Here is a 17833-nt window from a genome sequence, read left to right on the forward strand (position 1 = left end):
CCATGGGTCTTTCGCCTCCGTGTCCGGGCCGGGCATCGCTGCGATGCCGTGGGGAGTTGGTTCGGTGTGCGCGAGGGTCCCCGGCACACCGCCGACGGTCACCCCGGGGCCGCGCCGGCCGCCGCGCTGTACGGCTCGGCCATCGCCACGGCGATCCTGCGGTCGCCGGTGAACGGTTCCCGGGCGTGCGCGGCGAGCATGTTGTCCACCACCAGGACGTCGTCGCGCTGCCAGTCGAAGCGCCGCTGGGCCGCCCGGTAGCAGTCCCGCAGGTGGGCCACCACGTCGTCGGGGATCCGCCCGCCGTCGCCGTAGTAGGTGTTCGTGGGCAGCTCGGTCTCGTCGAACAGTTCCCGCAGCCCGGCGCAGACCTCCTCGGCCAGCGTGGTCACGTGGAAGAAGGTCACGTGGTTGAACCAGAGCAGCTCACCGGTGCCCGGGTGCCGGTGCACGGCGTCGCGTCGGGCGCGGGTACGCAGCCCCGAGCCGGTCCACTCCACCTCGATGCCGCTGCGGGCGCAGTAGCGCGACACCTCGTCCCGGTCGTCGGTGTTGAACGCCCGCTGCCAGGGCACGCCGAAGCCCTCGTGGAAGTTGCGCACCACCAGCCAGCCCCGGGCGACGAACTCGGCGCACACCGCCGGGTCGATGCGCTGGCGCACCAGGCGGGTGTCGGCGAGCGGGGTGGCGCCCAGGGTGGCCGGCGTCCGCAGGCAGTAGAAGTACAGCGCCATGGGCCAGTCGGCCTGGTAGGAGTTCTCGTTGTGCAGGAAGATCTCCTCGGCCGGCGGAAAGTCCGTCGAGGTGTAGACCCGCCCCTGGATGGTGCTGCGGGGCGACGAGCGCTCGGCGTAGTCCAGCGGCTCACCGGAGAGCGCCCGGACCACCTCCTCGAAGCCGGCCACCCCGCCGACGTCGAACCCGCGCAGCAGGACGGCCCCGTGCTCACGCAGCCGGGCCCGGATCGCGGCCCGGTCGGCGGCCAGCCGCCCGCCGATCGGCTCCCCCGGCGCACCGGCGGTCAGGACGAACGGAAGCGGCTTCTCAGCCGGCCCGCGCGGCAGCGGCGGCACCGTCATCCGGGGCGTACTCATCGCTTCTCCTGTCGGCCTCTGGGCTGCCGGTCACGCGGCACGGCTCAGCCTCTCCGCTGAGGCACGGGTCAGAAAGAGAATCCCCGGCAAGGCTCGTACGCGTTTTTCTGCCAGTTCTTCTCTACGTACGGCGATCGGCGTCCCGGCAGGGTGTGACCGGCAGTGGGACCAGTGTCGTGTCGTACGACACGGCTGCCCTTTCCCGAGGAGGAGCCGGCATGTCCGACGAGAACACCGATGAGCGCGCGTACCGGGTCGTGGTGAACGACGAGGAGCAGTACTCGATCTGGCTGGGCGATCGGGAGCTGCCGCTGGGGTGGCGCGCGGAGGGCACCGAGGGCACCCGCGAGGAGTGCCTGAAGCGGATCGACGAGGTGTGGACCGACATGCGCCCGCTCAGCCTGCGCCGGCGCATGGAGCAGGCGGCGGGCCGGTAGTCGTGACCGCCATGGCGAAGCTGACCGCGGCCGACGGCCACCGGGTCCCGACAGGGTGGAACGACACCGAGGTCGGGTACCCGACCGACCCGTGCCTGCACGAGCTGTTCGAGGAGCAGGTACGGCGTACCCCGGACGCGATCGCCGTGGTGTCCGACGAGCGGACCGTCCGCTACGCCGAGCTGGACCGCGAGGCCGACCGGCTCGCGCGCCGGCTGCGGGCGGCCGGGGTACGCGCGGAGTCGGTGGTGGGGGTGTGCCTGCACCGGGGGGTCGACCTGGTGGTGGCGCTGCTGGGGGTGCTCAAGGCGGGCGGCGCCTACCTCCCGGTGGAACCGGACCAGCCGGCCGACCGGATCCGCTACCTGCTGACCGACTCGAAGGCGACGACCGTCGTCACCGGCCCGGGCGTCGACCACGAGCCGCTGGCCGCCGCCGGCGCCCCGATCCGGATCGACGACGACCACCGGGGGCTGCCGGACGGTGCCCCGGAGCCGGTCGTGGGCCCGGCCAACGCCGCCTACGTCATCTACACCTCCGGCTCCACCGGCCGCCCGAAGGGCGTGGTCGTGGAGCACCGCGCGATCGTCAACCGGGTGCGCTGGATGCCCGACGCCCTTGGTGCCGACGGCGGCGTGGTGCTCCAGAAGACGCCGTACGGCTTCGACGTCTCGGTGTGTGAGCTCTTCTCCCCGCTGACCACCGGGGCGACGCTGGTGACGGCCCGTCCCGGCGGGCACCGCGACCCGGCGTACCTGGCCCGGGTGGTGGCCGAACGGCAGGTCACCTCGATCCGGTTCGTGCCGTCGATGCTGCGCGCCTTCCTGGACGTGCTGCCCGCCGGCCGGACCAGCCTGCCGTCGATCCGGTGGGTGCTGTGCAGCGGCGAGGCGCTCCCCGCCGACCTGGTGGCCGCGGCGCACGACCGGCTCGACTGCGAGGTGGTCAACCTCTACGGGCCGACCGAGGCGGCGGTCGAGGTGACCAGCACCCGCTGCCTGCCCGGCGAGGCGGTGACCATCGGCCGGCCGGTCGCCAACACCCGCACGTACATCGTGGACGGCGAGCTGCGGCCGGTGCCGGTCGGTGAGCCCGGGGAACTGGTGCTCGCCGGGATCCAGCTCGCCCGGGGCTATCTCGGCCGGCCGGGACTGACCGCCGCCTGCTTCGTCCCCGACCCGTTCGCCGACCGGCCCGGACAGCGCATGTACCGCACCGGCGACCAGGCCCGGTACCTGCCGGACGGCGACATCGAGTACCTGGGCCGGCGGGACCAGCAGGTGAAGATCAGGGGCTTCCGGATCGAACTGGGCGAGATCGAAGCGGTACTCGGCCAGCACCCCGCCGTCCGCGCCGCCGTCGTCGACGTGCACCACGGCGCGGTCGGCGGCCCGCAGCTCGTCGCGTACCTGCTGCCGGCCGGCCCGGAGCCCGCCGACCACCGGGCGGTTCGCGCGTACCTGGCCGAGCGGGTGCCGCAGCACATGGTCCCGCAGCACTGGGTGACCCTCGACGACCTGCCCCTGACCAGCAGCGGGAAGGTCGACCGCCGGCGGCTGCCGGAGCCCGCCCCGGCCGGCCCGGTCACCGACGGACCGGCGGTGGCGCCGCGTACCCCCACGGAACGGGCGGTCGCCGAGGTGTGGACCGAGGTGCTGGGCGTCGACCGCTGCGGGATACACGACGACTTCTTCGACCTCGGCGGTCACTCCCTGCTGGCCACCCAGGTCGTCGCGTTGCTGCACGAACGGTTCCCGGTCGACCTGCCGGTCAGCGCGGTCTTCGAGGCACCGACCGTGGCGGAGCTGGCGACGGTGCTCCAGCGGGCCGTCGAGGAACGGGTGGCGGGGATGTCCGAGTCCGAATTGGAGACGATGTTGGCGCAGGTGGGCAAGGAATGACGACTCCCGAGGACCCGTCCCCGACCTCGACCGACGCCCGTCGTCGGGCGCTGGTGGAGGCGCTGCTGGCCGGGCGGGCCCCGGACCGGTCGCCGGCCGCCCCGAGTCCACCGCGGCCGACCGGCCCGCTGCCGCTGTCCTACCCGCAGCAGGGGGTGTGGCTGCTCGACCAGATCCGGCCCGGCGGCGCGGAGTACGTCGTGCCGTTCAGCTGGCGGTTGACCGGCCCGCTGGACCCGGTGGCCCTCCGTGACGCCTGGCGGGAGGTCGTCCGGCGGCACGAAGTGCTGCGGACCCGCTACCAGGTGGTGGACGGCCAACCGAGCCAGGTGGTCGGCCCGGCCGAGCCCGTCGAGCTGCCCGTCGTGGACCTGGCCGGCTGCGCCCCGTCGGAGCGGCGGGAGCGGCTGGACTCGCTGATCCGGGACGAGGCGACCACCCCGTTCGACCTGGGTCGGGACGCGCCGCTGCGGGTACGGCTGGTCCGGCTGGCCGAGGACGAGCACGTCATGGTGCTAGTCGCCCACCACATCGCGTTCGACGGCTGGTCGGTCGGCGTGCTGGCCCGGGAACTCGGCGCGCTCTACCCGGCGCTGGTCGCCGGCGAGCCGTCCCCGCTCGCCCCGCTGCCGTGCCAGTACGCGGACTTCGCGGTGCGGCAGCGGGACCGGGCGGCCGGCCTGACCGGGCAGCTCGACCACTGGCGCGACCGGCTGGCCGGCCTCGTGCCGCTGGAGCTGCCGACCGACCGGCCCCGCCCACCCGTGCAGGACCCCCGAGGCGCGACGCTGCCGTTCACCGTGCCGGCCGACCTCGGTCGCGCCCTCGCCTCGATCGGGCGCCGGCACCGTGCGACCCCGTTCATGGTGCTGCTGGCCGTCTTCCACGTGCTGCTGGCCCGCTACACCGGGCAGACCGACGTCGCGGTGGGCACCCCGGTCGCCGGGCGTACCCGCCCCGAGGTCCAGGACCTGATCGGCTACTTCGTCAACACGCTGGTGCTGCGGACGGACCTGTCCGGCGAGCCGACCTTCGTCGAGGTGCTGGCCCGGGTCCGGGAGACGGTGCTGGACGCGCAGTCCCACCAGGACGTGCCGTTCGAGCGGATCGTGGACGCGCTGTCCCCCGAGCGGGACCTGTCGCGCAACCCGCTGTTCCAGACCATGTTCGTGATGCAGAACGCCACGGCGGCCGACTTCGCCGGGGCGGGGCTGCGCGCGCGGCAGGTGCCGACGCTCTGGCACACCGCCAAGTTCGACCTGACCGTGCAGGTGACCGAGGAGGCGGACGGCTCCTTCTCCGGGGTGGTCGAGTACGCGACGGCGTTGTTCGACGACGCGACCGCGCGGCGGCTGGCCGGGCACTACCAGCGGTTGCTGAGCGCCGTCGCCGCCGACCCGGACACCCCGGTCACCCGGCTGCCCCTGCTCACCGGCCCCGAGACGGCCCAGCTCGCGGCCTGGAACGACACCGCCGTCGAGCACCCCCGCCACACGCTGCTGCACCGGCTGATCGAGGCGCAGGCCGACGCCACGCCCGACGCGGTCGCCGTGCTCGACGACGACGAGGAGCTGACGTACGCCCAGCTCGACGCCCGCGCCAACCAGCTCGCCCACCGGTTGATCGCCCTCGGCGCCGGCCCCGAACAGATCGTCGCCGTCAGCGCGCGACGCCGCGTCGCGCTCGCCGTGGCCCTCGTCGCCGTGCTCAAGACCGGCTCCGCCTACCTGCCGCTCGACCCCGGCCACCCCGTCGAACGGCTGCGCTGGATGCTCGCCGACGCCGGCGCCCCCGTCACCCTGGTCGACGCCCCGGACCAGCACGACTGGTCCCCCGGCCCACGGGTCCACCTCGACGACCCGACGCTCGCCGACGAACCCGCCGGACGACCCGACGTCACCACCGACGACCGCGGCCCCGCCTACCTGATCTACACCTCGGGCTCCACCGGCCGCCCCAAGGGCGTCCTCGTCGACCACCGCGCCATCGTCAACCGGCTCCGCTGGATGCAGGACACCTACCGGCTCGACCACACCGACCGGATCCTGCAGAAGACCCCGCACACCTTCGACGTCAGCGTCTGGGAGTTCTTCTGGCCCCTGACCACCGGCGCCACCCTCGTCATGGCCCGCCCCGACGGGCACCGCGACCCCGCCTACCTCGCCGAGACCATCGACCGGCGGCGGGTCACCACCGTCCACTTCGTGCCCTCGATGCTCCGCGCCTTCACCAGCCACCTCGCCGCCACCCGCACCGCCCTGCCCCACCTGCGCCGCGTCGTCTGCTCCGGCGAGGCGCTGCCCGACGACCTCGCCGCCGCCGTGCACGCCCACCTCGACGTCGAGCTGCACAACCTCTACGGACCCACCGAGGCCGCCGTCGACGTGACGGCCGCCCGCGTCCACCCCGGGCAGACCGTCACCATCGGCAGCCCCATCGCCAACACGGGCGCCCACATCCACGACCCCTGGGGCAACCCGGTCCCCGTCGGCGTACCCGGAGAACTCCTCCTCACCGGCGTGCAGCTCGCCCGCGGCTACCACCGCCGGCCCGCGCTCACCGCCGCACGCTTCATCCCCACAGACGGCGGGGAACGCGCCTACCGCACCGGCGACCAGGCCCGCTGGCGCCCGGACGGCACCATCGAGTACCTCGGCCGCCTCGACCACCAGGTCAAGATCCGGGGCAACCGCATCGAGCTCGGCGAGATCGAAACCGCCCTCGCCGACCATCCCGGCGTCCGCGCCGCCGTCGTGCACCCGCACGGCCCCGGCGACGACCGGCGACTCGTCGCCTACCTCGTCGCCGCCGACGGCCACCCCGTCGACGCCGACACCCTGCGCACCCACCTGCGCGCGCGGCTGCCCGAGTACATGGTCCCCACCCACTGGGTCACGCTCACCGAACTCCCCCTCACCAGCAGCGGCAAGATCGACCGCAACGCGCTCCCCCCGCCCGACACGCACGCCGCGCGCAGCGGCGAGCACACCCCACCGGCCACCCCCACCCAGCACCTGATCGTGGCCGCCTACGCCCAGGCCCTCGCCGGGCACGGCGGGCCGATCGGCATCCACGACCGCTTCTTCGACATCGGCGGCGACAGCATCCGCGCCATCCGGGTCGTCGGGAACCTCCGCGACCAGGGGCTCGACCTCACCGTCACGGACCTCTTCCGGTACCGGACGGTCGCCGAACTCGCCGCGGCCGTCGACGCCCGGGAGGGCGCCCTGCCAGCCGAGGCCACCCGCCTGGTCGACCGGTTCGCGCTCATCGGCGAGGAGGACCGGGCCCGACTGCCCGAGGGCGTCGTTGACGCGTACCCGCTGTCGATGGCGCAGGCCGGCATGGCGTACGAGATGCTCGCCGACCCGACCGGCGAGCTGTACCTGAACAGCCTCTGCTACCCGGTCGAGGGCGAGGCGTTCTCGCTGCCCGCCCTGCGCGCCGCCGCCCGGCTGCTCGCCGCCCGGCACGAGATCCTGCGGGCCTCGATCGACCTGACCTCCTACCGCGAGCCGCTCCAGCTGATCCACCCGGGCGCGGAGATCCGGGTCGGCCACACCGACCTGCGCGAGCTGCCGGCCGCCGAGGTGGAAGGCACCGTGGCCCGGCTGGTCGCCGAGGAGCGCCGGGACCGCTTCGACCTGGGCACGCCGTCGCTGCTGCGGCTGCACGCCTACCAGCTCGCCGACGACCGGTGGCGACTGCTGGTCAGCTACAGCCACGCCATCCTGGACGGCTGGAGCCAGAACTCGCTGGTCCCGGAACTGCTGGCGTACCACCGGCGGATCCGGGACGGGCAGGACCCGCGGCCCGCCCCGCTGCCGGCCGTCCGGTTCGCCGACGCGGTGGCGCTCGAACGCCGCGCGGTGGCCGCCGGGGTGGACCGGGAGTTCTGGGCGTCGCGGGTACGCACCCACGAGCGGCTCGGCATCCCGGCGGCGTGGGCGGGTGCGGGTGCCCGGTACCGGGCGGTGCGGCTGCCCTTCGCCGACCTGATGCCGGGGCTGCGGGAGCTGGCCCGGACGGCGGACGTACCGCTGAAGAGCCTGCTGTTCACCGCGCACCTGGCCGTGCTGGGCGTCGTGACCGGGCAGCGGCGCTTCCACAGCGGGCTGGTCTGCAACGGACGGCCCGAGCTGACCGACGGCGACCAGGTGCGGGGCATGTTCCTCAACACCGTGCCGTTCGCGGTGGAGCTGACCGCGTCGATCTGGGCCGAGCAGGCTCGCCGGGTCTTCGCCGGGGAGGTCGCGCTCTGGCCGCACCGGCACTACCCGCTGCCCGCGATGCAACGCGAGTGGGGCGAGCAGAAGCCGCTGGTGGACGTCTTCTTCAACTACACCGACATGCACGTGCTCGACCTCGACGGCATCGACCGGTCGGCGATCACCGACACCACCCCGAACGAGTTCGGCCTCTCGGTGTCCAGCGAGCCCGGTCAGCTGATCATCGAGGCCGGCACCGACCGGATCTCCGACGGCCACCTGGACCTGCTCACCCGGACCTACCGGCGGGTGCTGGAGGCGATGGTCGCCGACCCGTCGGGTGATCCGCGCCGGTGCGGGCTGCCGGAAGCCGACCGGCGCGCCCTGCTCGGGCTCGGCGCCGGCGGACCCCGACCGGTCCCGGACGGGACGCTGCCCGAGTGGGTCGCCCGGCAGGTGGCGGCCACCCCCGACGCGGACGCGGTGGTCTTCGGCGCCGACGTGCTCAGCTACGCCGAGCTGGACCGCCGGACCAACCGCCTCGCCCACCACCTGCGGGAGTTGGGCGTCGGGCCGGGGACGCTGGTCGGGGTGTACCTGAACCGCAGCGCGGACCTGGTCGTGGCGTTCCTCGCGGTGCTGGCCGCCGGTGGCGCGTACCTGCCGCTGGACCCGGACTACCCGGCGCAGCGGACCGCCTTCATGCTGGCCGACGCCGGCGCGCAGGTGATGGTGACCGAGACCGCGCTGGCCGGGCGGCTGGACACCGCCGGGATCCGATTGGTGCTGCTGGACGCCGAGCGGGCGGCCATCGCCACCCGTCCCGAGCGGCGGCTGCCCGACCGGCCGTCCGCCGACGACCTGGCGTACGTCATCTACACCTCGGGATCGACCGGCACCCCGAAGGGGGTGATGATCAACCACCGGGGGCTGGGCAACTTCCTCGCCGCGATGCGGCACCGGCCGGGTCTGCCGGCGGGGGCCACCGTGGTCGGCCTGACCACCGTGTCGTTCGACCCCTCGGTGCTGGAGCTGTACCTGCCGCTGCTGGTCGGCGGCCGGGTGGTGATCGCCGACGCGGAGCAGACCCGCGACCCGCAGCGGATGGCCGAGCTGATCGATCGCGCCGGGCCGGCGGTGCTCCAGGCCACCCCGGTGACGTACCGGATGCTGCTGGACTCCGGCTGGGCCGCACCGCCGGGTGCGACCGTGCTCTGCGGCGGCGAGAAGCTGCCGACCGAGCTGGCGGTCCGGCTCGCGTCGACCGGGGCCACCGTGTGGGACATCTACGGGCCGACCGAGACCACGGTCTGGTCCACCACGACCCGGCTGGCTCCGGACGGCCGGCCCGTCGACTTCGGCATGGCCCCGAACGCCGGGCTTTACATCCTGGACGAGCGGCTGGAGCCGGTACCGGTCGGCGTCCCCGGCGAGATCCACATCGGCGGGGACGGGGTGGCCTGGGGCTACCGCGCCCGACCCGCCCTCACCGCGGAGAAGTTCGTTCCCGACCCGCACGCCGGGGTGCCGGGTGCCCGCATGTACCGCACCGGCGACCTGGCCCGCTGGCACGCCGACGGGCACCTGGAGATCCTCGGCCGCGTCGACCACCAGGTGAAGATCCGGGGACACCGGATCGAACCGGCCGAGATCGAGGCGGCGCTGCTGGCCCACGAGCACGTCCGGGGCGCCGTGGTGCACCCGCAGCGGTACGGCGGGGAGCAGGAGCTGGTCGCGTACCTGGTCGGCGGGGGGCGGCACCCGGTACCGACCGGCGAGCAGCTGCGCGAGTTCCTGCTCCGTACCCTGCCGGACTACCTGTGCCCGGCCGCCTACGTGCCGCTGGACGCCTTCCCGCTCACCCCGACCGGCAAGGTCGACCGCAACGCCCTGCCGGTGCCGCGACCCGGTGCCGGCGGGCGGCGGGAACCCGTGCGGGTGGCGCCGCGCAGCCCCGACGAGCGGACGGTCGCGCAGGTGTGGGGCGAGGTGCTCGGCACCGGCGAGGTCGGCGTGCACGAGAACTTCTTCCAGGTCGGCGGGCATTCGCTGCTGGCCACCCGGGTCGCGGTCCGGCTGCGGGACCTGCTCCGCGTCGACGTGCCGGTCCGGGCCCTGTTCGACCACCCGACCGTCGCCCGGCTGGTCGGGGCGCTGCCCGGCTACCCGAAGCTGGACGACCGACCGGCGGTCCCCCGGCTGACCGCCCGGAGCCGGCTGGCCGACGTCGCCGCCCGCCGGGGTGCCCGGTGACCGCGCGCGGGGGCGCCTCCGGTCGCCGCCGGATCGGTGGCGACCGGTGAGCCGGGTCGACGCTCCGGTCGTCGGGGAGCAGATCCCGCCGTTGCACCGCAACCGGGACTTCCTGCTGCTGTGGAGCGGCTCGGCGGTCTCCATGCTCGGCTCGACGGCGTCGCTGGTGGCGTACCCGCTGCTGGTGCTGGCGCTGACCGGCTCGCCGGGCGCCGCCGGGCTGGCCGGCTTCGTGGCGCTGCTGCCGACGCTGCTGTTCCAGCTGCCGGCCGGGGCGCTGGTGGACCGGTGGGACCGCAAGCGGGTGATGATCTGGTGCGACGTGCTGCGGGCCCTGGGGGTGGGCAGCATCGTGGCGGCGATCGCCGTCGACGAGCTGCACCTGTGGCACGTGCTGGCCGTCGGTTTCGTCGAGGGGACGCTGTCGGTCGGGTACGAGCTGGCCGCCGGTGCGGCCATCCCGAACGTTGTGCACCCGAGCCAGGTGACCACGGCGCTGTCGCGCAACGAGGCCCGTGAGCGGGCCGCGGTGATGGCCGGCACCCCGCTCGGCGGCGCGCTGTTCGGGCTGGGGCGGATCTGGCCGTTCGCGCTGGACACCGTCTCCTACCTGGTCTCCCTGCTGACGCTGCTGTTCATCCGCCGCGACTTCCAGGCCGCACCGGGCGACGCGACCGACCCTGACGCCCGTCCCGGAAAGCTGGCCGCCGAACTCACGCACGGGCTGCGGTGGTTGTGGGGGCAGCCGTTCCTGCGCACGGCCACCCTGCTGGTCGCCGGCAGCAACCTGCTGTTCCGCGTCCTCTTCCTGATCATCATCGTGGCGTTCGAGGCCGCCGGGGCGGCCCCGGCCGCCATCGGCCTGCTGCTCGGGGTGGCCGGCACCAGCGGGGTGCTCGGCTCGCTGGTGGCGACGTGGTGCGCCGGGCGGTTCCCGATGCGCGCGATCGTCATCGCCGCGAACTGGGTGTGGGCGCTGATGACCTGCGTCATCGCCCTCACCGACGACCGCTACCTGATCGGCGCCGCGTACGCCCTGATGTGGTTCGTGGGGCCGATCTGGAACGTGGCGGTCGCCGGGTACCAGATGGCCATCACCCCCGACCGCATCCAGGGCCGGGTGCTCAGCGCGGTCAGCCTGCTGGCCAACGGCGCGGTCGCGCTCGGTTCCCTGGTCGGCGGCTTCCTGCTGGAGTCGCTCGGGCCGGCACCCGCCGCGTGGTCGATGGCCGTCTGGATGGTCCTGCTCGCCGCCCTGGCGACGCTCAGCCGCTCGATACGTCGAGCGGGCTTTCTGCCGATCGAGCCCTCAAGGAGGAGCTGAAGGTGTTGCGCACCATACTAAAGTCGAAGATCCACCGCGCGGTGGTCACCCAGGCAGACCTGCACTACGTCGGCTCGCTGACCATCGACGAGGATCTGATGGACGCCGCCGACCTGCTCGCCGGCGAGCAGGTGCACGTGGTGGACATCAACAACGGCGCCCGCCTGGAGACGTACGTCATCGCCGGCAGGCGCGGCAGCGGGGTCATCGGGATCAACGGGGCCGCCGCCCGGCTGATCCACCCCGGCGACCTGGTCATCATCATCAGCTACGCGGCGATGGCCGACCCGGACGCCAAGGGGTACTCGCCCCGGGTGGTGATGGTGGACGAGGCCAACCGGATGCTCGGCACCACCGACGACCCGGCCGAGGCGATCCCCGGCACCGCGACCGTTCCCGGTAACACCCTGCGGGCCGCTACGGATCCCCGTAGCGGGAGTGAACATGCGGGCCGATGAGACCGACGTCGGTGGGGTGCTGACCACGATCGGCGGCTCCCCGCTGGTCCGGCTCGACAAGCTCATGCCGGACGCCGCGTTCACCCTCTGGGCGAAGCTGGAGGGGCACAACCCGGGCGGCAGCATCAAGGACCGCTCGGCGTTGGGCATGCTCATCGACCGGCTGCGGGCCGGGCAGCTGCAACCCGGCCGGTCGGTGGTGGTCGAGTCCAGTTCGGGCAACCTCGGCATCGGGCTGGCCCAGGTGTGCCGCTACTTCGGCATCCGGTTCATCTGCGTGGTGGACCCCCGCACGAACGCGCAGAACATCGCGGTCATGCGCGCGTTCGACGCCGAGGTGGAGGTGGTGACCCGCACCGACCCGGCCACGGGCGAGTACCTGCCGCAGCGCATCCGCCGCGTCCAGGAGCTGGTCGCGACCATCCCGAACGCCTGGTGGCCGGACCAGTACGGCAACCCGTTGAACCCCCGCGCCCACGAGACCACCATGCGGGAGATCGTCGAGGGGGTGCCCACCCCGCTGGACTTCCTGTTCTGCGCGACCAGTTCCTGCGGCACGTTGCGCGGCTGCGCCGACTACGCGCGCCGGCACGAGCTGGCGCTGACCATCGTCGCGGTGGACGCGGCGGGCAGCGCGATCTTCGGTGACCACCCCCCACGCAAGCGGCTCATCCCCGGCCACGGCGCGGGGGTCCGACCGAAGCTCTACCGGGACGGGCTGGCCGACAAGGTGATGCACGTCGACGACCTGGACTGTGTGGTCGGCTGCCGCCGGCTGGCCCGCCGGGAGGCCATCCTCGCCGGTGGTTCGTCCGGCGCGGTGGTGGCCGCCCTGGAGCAGTTGCGCGACCTGATCCCGGCCGGCGCGACCTGCGCGCTGATCTTTCCCGACCGGGGTGAGCGCTACCTGAACACGATCTACGACGACGACTGGGTGACCGGGCACTTCGGCGACGTCACCCACCTGTGGAGGGACCGGACCATGGACGTGCCGTCATGCTGATCGTGTCCGCCGGCGAGGTCCGGCAGATCCTGGCCGGCCGGGAGGACGCCGTCCTGGACGCGGTCCGCCGCGCCTACGTCCTGCACGCGCGGGGGCGTACCGTGCTGCCGCACTCGGTGTTCCTGCGGTTTCCGGAGGACGCCCGCAACCGGATCATCGGACTGCCCGCGTACCTGGGCGACGATTTCCCGGTCGCCGGCATGAAGTGGATCTCGTCGTTCCCCGGCAACGTCGACCGCGGGCTGGCCCGCGCCTCCGCCGCGATCGTCGTGAACTCGATGACCGACGGCCACCCGGTCGCGCTGATCGAGGGCTCCACCATCTCCGCCCGGCGGACGGCCGCCAGCGCCGCCCTGGCCGCCGGCGTCCTCGCCCCGCCGGCCGGCGGCGTCTCCCTGATCGGCTGCGGCGTGATCAACTTCGAGGTGCTGCGGTTCCTCCGCGCGGCGCTGCCCGGCCTGACGGAGGTGACCGTCTTCGACCTGGACGCCGGGCGGGCCGCCGCGTTCGCCCGGCGCTGCGCGCGGTGGGACCTGAAGGTGCGCGTCGCGGGGGGCGTCGAGGAGGCGCTCGGCGCCCACCCGCTGGTCTGCCTGGCCACGACGGCGGGCGTACCGCACCTGGGGCTGGCGCACTGCCGGCCGGGGGCACTCGTGCTGCACCTGTCGCTGCGGGACATCTTCCCCGCGGACGTCCGCACCGCGGTCAACGTCGTCGACGACGCCGACCACGTCTGCCGGGCGGCCACCTCGCTGCACCTGGCGGAGCAGGAGACCGGCAACCGCGACTTCATCACCGCCGGCATCGGCGAGATCCTCGACGGGGCCGGCTGGCGGCACGACCCGGAACGGGTCACCGTCTACTCGCCGTTCGGCCTGGGCGTGCTCGACCTCGCCGTGGCCGAGCTGGTGCGGCGGGCCGCGGAACGCGACGGCGTCGGCACCCGGCTGCCCGACTTCCTGACCACCGCGCCGGAGGACCCGGATGCCGACTGAGCCGGGCGTCGCACCGTGGAACGACACGGCCAGGAGCTACCCGGGACAGCCGGCCCTGCACGAGCTGGTGCACGGGCAGGCGGCGCGCACCCCGGACGCCGTCGCGGTGGTCACCGAACGGGACCAGCTCAGCTACGCCGAACTGGTGCGGCGGGCCGACCAGCTCGCCGACCTGCTGGTCGCGCGGGGCGTCGGCCCCGAGTCCCGGGTCGGGGTGTGCCTGCACCGGGGCGGCGACCTGGTGGTGGCCCTGCTCGGCGTCCTCACCGCCGGAGCCGCCTACGTGCCGCTGGACCCGGAGCACCCGGCCCGGCGGATCGCCCTCCTGGTGGCCGACGCGGGGCTGGACACCGTGGTGGCCGACCCGGGCCTGCCGGCCCTCGCCGAGGCGGGCCGGAGCGTCGCCACCGTGCCGGTGGGCCGGGAGCCCCCCGGCCGGCCCGCCCGGGCACCGCGGGTCACCGTCGACCCGGATCATCCGGCGTACGTCATCTACACCTCCGGGTCCACCGGCCGACCCAAGGGCGTGGTGATCCCGCACCGCGCCATCGTCAACCGGGTCCGCTGGGGGCTGGACGCGCATCCGCTGGGCCCCGACGACCGGGTGCTCCAGAAGACCCCGTACAGCTTCGACGTCTCGGTGCCGGAGTTCTTCGGCACCCTGGCCGCCGGCGCGCGGCTGGTGATGGCCCGCCCCGGCGGACACCGCGACCCGGCCTACCTGATCGACACGATCCGCCGGCACGGGATCACCGCCATCCACTTCGTACCGTCGATGCTGCGGGCGTTCCTCGCCGAGGTCCGCGACACCGGCGCCCGCCTGCCCACCCTGCGCCGGATCGTCTGCAGCGGCGAGGAGCTCACCGGTGACCTGGTCACCGAGGCCGACGAGCTGATCGGCTGCGAGCTGCTCAACCTCTACGGCCCGACAGAGGCGGCGGTGGAGGTGACCGGGTCGCGCTGCCGGGCGGGTGAGCCGGTCAGCATCGGCCACGCGGTGGCGAACACCCGCACCCACATCCTGGACGAGCGCGGCGAACCGGCGGACGTCGGCGAACTCTGCCTGGCCGGGGTCCAGCTCGCCCGGGGCTACCTCGGCCGGCCCGGGCTGACGGCCGAGAGGTTCGTCCCCGACCCGTTCGGCCCGCCCGGCTCCCGGCTGTACCGCACCGGGGACCTGGCCCGGCGGCTGCCCGACGGGGCCGTGGACTACCTGGGCCGGATCGACCACCAGGTCAAGATCCGGGGCCACCGGGTCGAACTGGGTGAGATCGACGCCGCGCTGCGTACCGTGCCGGGGGTGCGGGCCGCCGCCACCGCCGTGCACGCCGGGCAGCTCGTCGGGTACGTGGTGGCCAACGCCGTCCCCGGCGTCCGGGTGCTCCGGGCCCACCTCGCCGAGCGGCTGCCCGGGCACATGGTCCCGTCGGCGTTCGTGGCCGTGCCGGCGTTGCCTGTCGGGCCGAGCGGCAAACTGGACCGGGCGGCCCTGCCCGCGCCCGACGGGCACCGGCTCGCCGACGGCGAGCGGGTCGATCCGCGTACCGACGACGAGCGCCGGCTCGCCGGCATCTGGGCCGAGGTGCTCGGCGCCGGACCGGTCGGGGTGCACGACACCTTCGTGGAGCTGGGCGGCGACTCGCTGGCGGCCGCCCGGGTCTGCTCCCGCCTCCGCCACCTGTGGGGCCGGTCGCTCTCCCCCGCCGACGTGCTCACCGCCACCGTGGCCGACCTCGTCGCGTGGGGCACCAGGGGCGGCCCGGCGACCGGCGAGGACGGGGAGAGCCTGCCGCCGGGCGCACCGGACGTCGACGCCGACCGGCCGGCCGCCGGGCCGCTCAGCGCCGCCCAGCACCGGATCTGGTTCGCCGACCAACTCGATCCGGGATCGACCACGTACACGATCGCCGAGTCCTACCGGCTGCGCGGACCGGTCGACGTCGACGCGCTGCGCGCCGCCCTGGCGGACACGGTGCGCCGGCACCCGGCCCTGCGGACCACCTTCCGGTCCCGGCGCGGCGTGCCGTACGCGAACATCGGGCCGGACGCCCTGGTGCCGATCGAGGTGCGCACCGTCGCCGACCTCACCGAGGCGCGGGTGGCCGTCGAACAGCTCGCCGCCGTGCCGTTCGCGCTCGCCGAGGGGCCGCTGCTGCGCGTCACCCTGCTGCGGCTGGCCCCCGAGGAGCACGTCCTGGCCGCCACCGTCCACCACGTCGTCGCCGACGACTGGTCGATGGACGTGCTGTGGCGCGACCTCTGCCAGGCGTACGCGCGGCGCCGCCGGGGCGACACGGTGGCCGTCGACCCGCTGCCGCCGGCCCCGCTGCCGGCGACCGACCCGGCCGACCTCGACTACTGGCGTCGGCACCTCACCGGCGCGCCGCCCACCCTGGGCCTCCCGACCGACCTGCCCCGACCGGCGCGGCTGCGGCAGAGCGGGGCCACCGTCCGGTTCGGCCTGTCGGCGGAGACCACCGCCGCGGTGCGGACGCTGGCCCGGGCCACCGGCTCGACCCCGTTCATGGTGCTGCTCACCGCGTTCACCGTGCTGATCGGACAGCTCGCCGGCCGCGACGACCTGGTGGTCGGCACGTTCGCCGCGAACCGCGACACGGAGGCGGCCGAGAACGGGATCGGGATGTTCGCCAACACCCTCGCCCTGCGGGTGCCCTGCCCGCCCGAGGCGGCCTTCACCGACCTGCTGCTCCGGGTACGTGACGTGGCGCTGGCCGGGTACCGGCACCAGGGGTTCCCCTTCGACCGGCTGGTGACGGCGCTGCGTCCGAAGCGCGACCTGGGCCACAACCCGCTGGTCCAGGTCGCCTTCCAGACTCTCGGTGACCTGACCGGTCGGCTCCGGCTGCCCGGGGTGACCGCCGAGCCGTTCCGGCACGGTCAGGGCGGTTCCCCCTTCGACCTGCTGCTCACCGTACGGGGGGAAGGACCGCGGCTGATCGGGTGCCTGCAATACCACGACGACCTGTTCACCGCCGACCGGGCCGCTTCGTTCGCCGTCGGCTTCAGCGGGATCCTCGCCGCGGCGGTGCGTCGTCCCGAGGAGGCGGTCGGGCGGTTGGCCCGGCAGTGGGTCGTGGGCGCCGGTGCGGAGAATGCGGGGGCGGCGGCCGGCAATCTGGGTGCGGCGGCCCGATGAGCGAGCGACGAGCCGTTCCTAGCCTGGGTCGGTAGGTCACCACCACACCGCCCAGGAGACGATCATGAGGAACGCGTCGAAGCCCGTACTCACCGCCCAGCAGCTCCGGGTGCTCGAACTCGTCGCCGAGGGTTACGACAACGCGGGGATCGCGCGGGAACTGCGCTGCTCACCACACAGCGTGAAGAACATGATCTACGACCTCATGGCCCGGTTGCAGGTCTCCAACCGGGTCCACGCGACCGCGTACGCCATCCGGCACGGGCTGATCTGACTGTGAGGCTGGCCGACTCAGATGAGCCCCTCGCGCAGGGCGCACGCCACGGCGTGCGCCCTGTTGCGCACCTGCCACCGGTGGGTGATCGCGTGCACGATGCCGGTCACGGTCCGGACCGAGTAGGCCAGCGAGCGGGCGATCTCCTCGGTCTCGTGCCCGTCGGCGAGCATGAGCAGCACCGCCCGCTCCCGCGTGGTGAGCCGCCGGGTCGCCGGCCGCTCCGGCGCCCGCTCGTCGGCCCGGGTCAGCAGGTCCCCCAGCAGGTCCGAGGGCACGGTGAAGCTGCCGTCGGCCGTCGCCCGGATCGCCGGACGCAGCCGGTCCGGGCGGACCTCGCAACGGCGCAGCAGCCCGCCGGCACCCGCCGCCACGGCCTCGACCACGTCCGACTCCCGCAACCTGTCGGCCACCAGCAGCACCCGCCGGCCGGCGCGGGACAGCGAGCGCAACAGGACCAGCACCGCGTCGCCGACCTCGTCGGTCACCACCAGCACCACGTCCGGCCGGTCGACCACCACGGTCAACTCCGGGCACCCCTGCACCATCTCGTCGACACCGACCCGTACCGCCGGGTCGGCGGCGATGACCTGCACCCGTACCTGCTCGTCCATGCGCACCACTCCAGGAAACTCGTCGCTGACGGACGGCAACGAGAATGTCACCGCGCCTGCGGCGACCGGTACGGGGAACGGCCCCCATATTCCTCACCGGCCGGCGACCCGACCG

The 17833-nt window shown here is 74.1% G+C and carries 11 protein-coding genes; 9 read left to right on the forward strand and 2 right to left on the reverse strand.

Going from position 1 to position 17833, the window contains the following annotated elements:
* Nucleotides 1-98: 98 nt before the first annotated feature.
* Nucleotides 99-1094: a TauD/TfdA family dioxygenase gene (locus ACPXCB_RS06965; RefSeq protein WP_425873239.1), complete on the reverse strand. Its 996-nt coding sequence runs from the start codon at nt 1092-1094 to the stop codon at nt 99-101.
* Between the two features lie 218 nt (nt 1095-1312).
* Here ACPXCB_RS06965 and ACPXCB_RS06970 point away from each other — a divergent pair, with 218 nt between their 5' ends.
* The 9 genes from ACPXCB_RS06970 to ACPXCB_RS07010 all read left to right on the forward strand — a co-directional run bounded on the left by ACPXCB_RS06970 (nt 1313) and on the right by ACPXCB_RS07010 (nt 17104).
* The gene (locus tag ACPXCB_RS06970; protein WP_091630286.1) at nt 1313-1531 is read left to right on the forward strand and encodes an MbtH family protein; all 219 of its coding nucleotides are present in this window, start codon (nt 1313-1315) and stop codon (nt 1529-1531) included.
* 11 nt (nt 1532-1542) lie between these two features.
* Nucleotides 1543-3432 (forward strand): non-ribosomal peptide synthetase, encoded by a 1890-nt coding sequence (locus ACPXCB_RS06975; protein WP_425873241.1) that lies wholly within the window; start codon nt 1543-1545, stop codon nt 3430-3432.
* A complete protein-coding gene (locus ACPXCB_RS06980; RefSeq protein ID WP_425873243.1) occupies nt 3429-9893 on the forward strand; it encodes an amino acid adenylation domain-containing protein in 6465 nt (2154 codons plus the stop codon). Before ACPXCB_RS06975 ends, ACPXCB_RS06980 begins: the two co-directional genes overlap by 4 nt.
* 46 nt (nt 9894-9939) lie before the next feature.
* Nucleotides 9940-11217, forward strand: a complete 1278-nt coding sequence (locus tag ACPXCB_RS06985) for an MFS transporter (RefSeq protein ID WP_425873245.1) — start codon at nt 9940-9942, stop codon at nt 11215-11217.
* Between the two features lie 2 nt (nt 11218-11219).
* Nucleotides 11220-11675: an aspartate 1-decarboxylase gene (gene panD / locus ACPXCB_RS06990; protein WP_132240573.1), complete on the forward strand. Its 456-nt coding sequence runs from the start codon at nt 11220-11222 to the stop codon at nt 11673-11675.
* Nucleotides 11662-12678 carry a 2,3-diaminopropionate biosynthesis protein SbnA gene (sbnA, locus tag ACPXCB_RS06995; protein ID WP_425873247.1) on the forward strand — a complete coding sequence of 339 codons (1017 nt, stop codon included), beginning with the start codon at nt 11662-11664 and terminating at the stop codon, nt 12676-12678. The genes panD and sbnA overlap by 14 nt, the downstream gene beginning before the upstream one ends.
* Nucleotides 12672-13673 carry a 2,3-diaminopropionate biosynthesis protein SbnB gene (gene sbnB / locus ACPXCB_RS07000; RefSeq protein WP_425873249.1) on the forward strand — a complete coding sequence of 334 codons (1002 nt, stop codon included), beginning with the start codon at nt 12672-12674 and terminating at the stop codon, nt 13671-13673. Before sbnA ends, sbnB begins: the two co-directional genes overlap by 7 nt.
* Complete coding sequence (locus ACPXCB_RS07005) at nt 13663-16830, forward strand: amino acid adenylation domain-containing protein (protein WP_425873251.1); 3168 nt, start codon at nt 13663-13665, stop codon at nt 16828-16830. The genes sbnB and ACPXCB_RS07005 overlap by 11 nt, the downstream gene beginning before the upstream one ends.
* A gap of 64 nt (nt 16831-16894) precedes the next feature.
* Nucleotides 16895-17104 (forward strand): response regulator transcription factor, encoded by a 210-nt coding sequence (locus ACPXCB_RS07010; protein ID WP_121401277.1) that lies wholly within the window; start codon nt 16895-16897, stop codon nt 17102-17104.
* A 17-nt stretch (nt 17105-17121) separates the two neighbouring features.
* On the opposite strand, the gene ACPXCB_RS07015 is transcribed toward ACPXCB_RS07010, so the two are convergent.
* Nucleotides 17122-17718 carry a LuxR C-terminal-related transcriptional regulator gene (locus ACPXCB_RS07015; RefSeq protein ID WP_425873253.1) on the reverse strand — a complete coding sequence of 199 codons (597 nt, stop codon included), beginning with the start codon at nt 17716-17718 and terminating at the stop codon, nt 17122-17124.
* Nucleotides 17719-17833: the final 115 nt, after the last annotated feature.

Source organism: Micromonospora sp. DT62, assembly GCF_049847285.1.
GTDB lineage: Bacteria > Actinomycetota > Actinomycetes > Mycobacteriales > Micromonosporaceae > Micromonospora > Micromonospora reichwaldensis.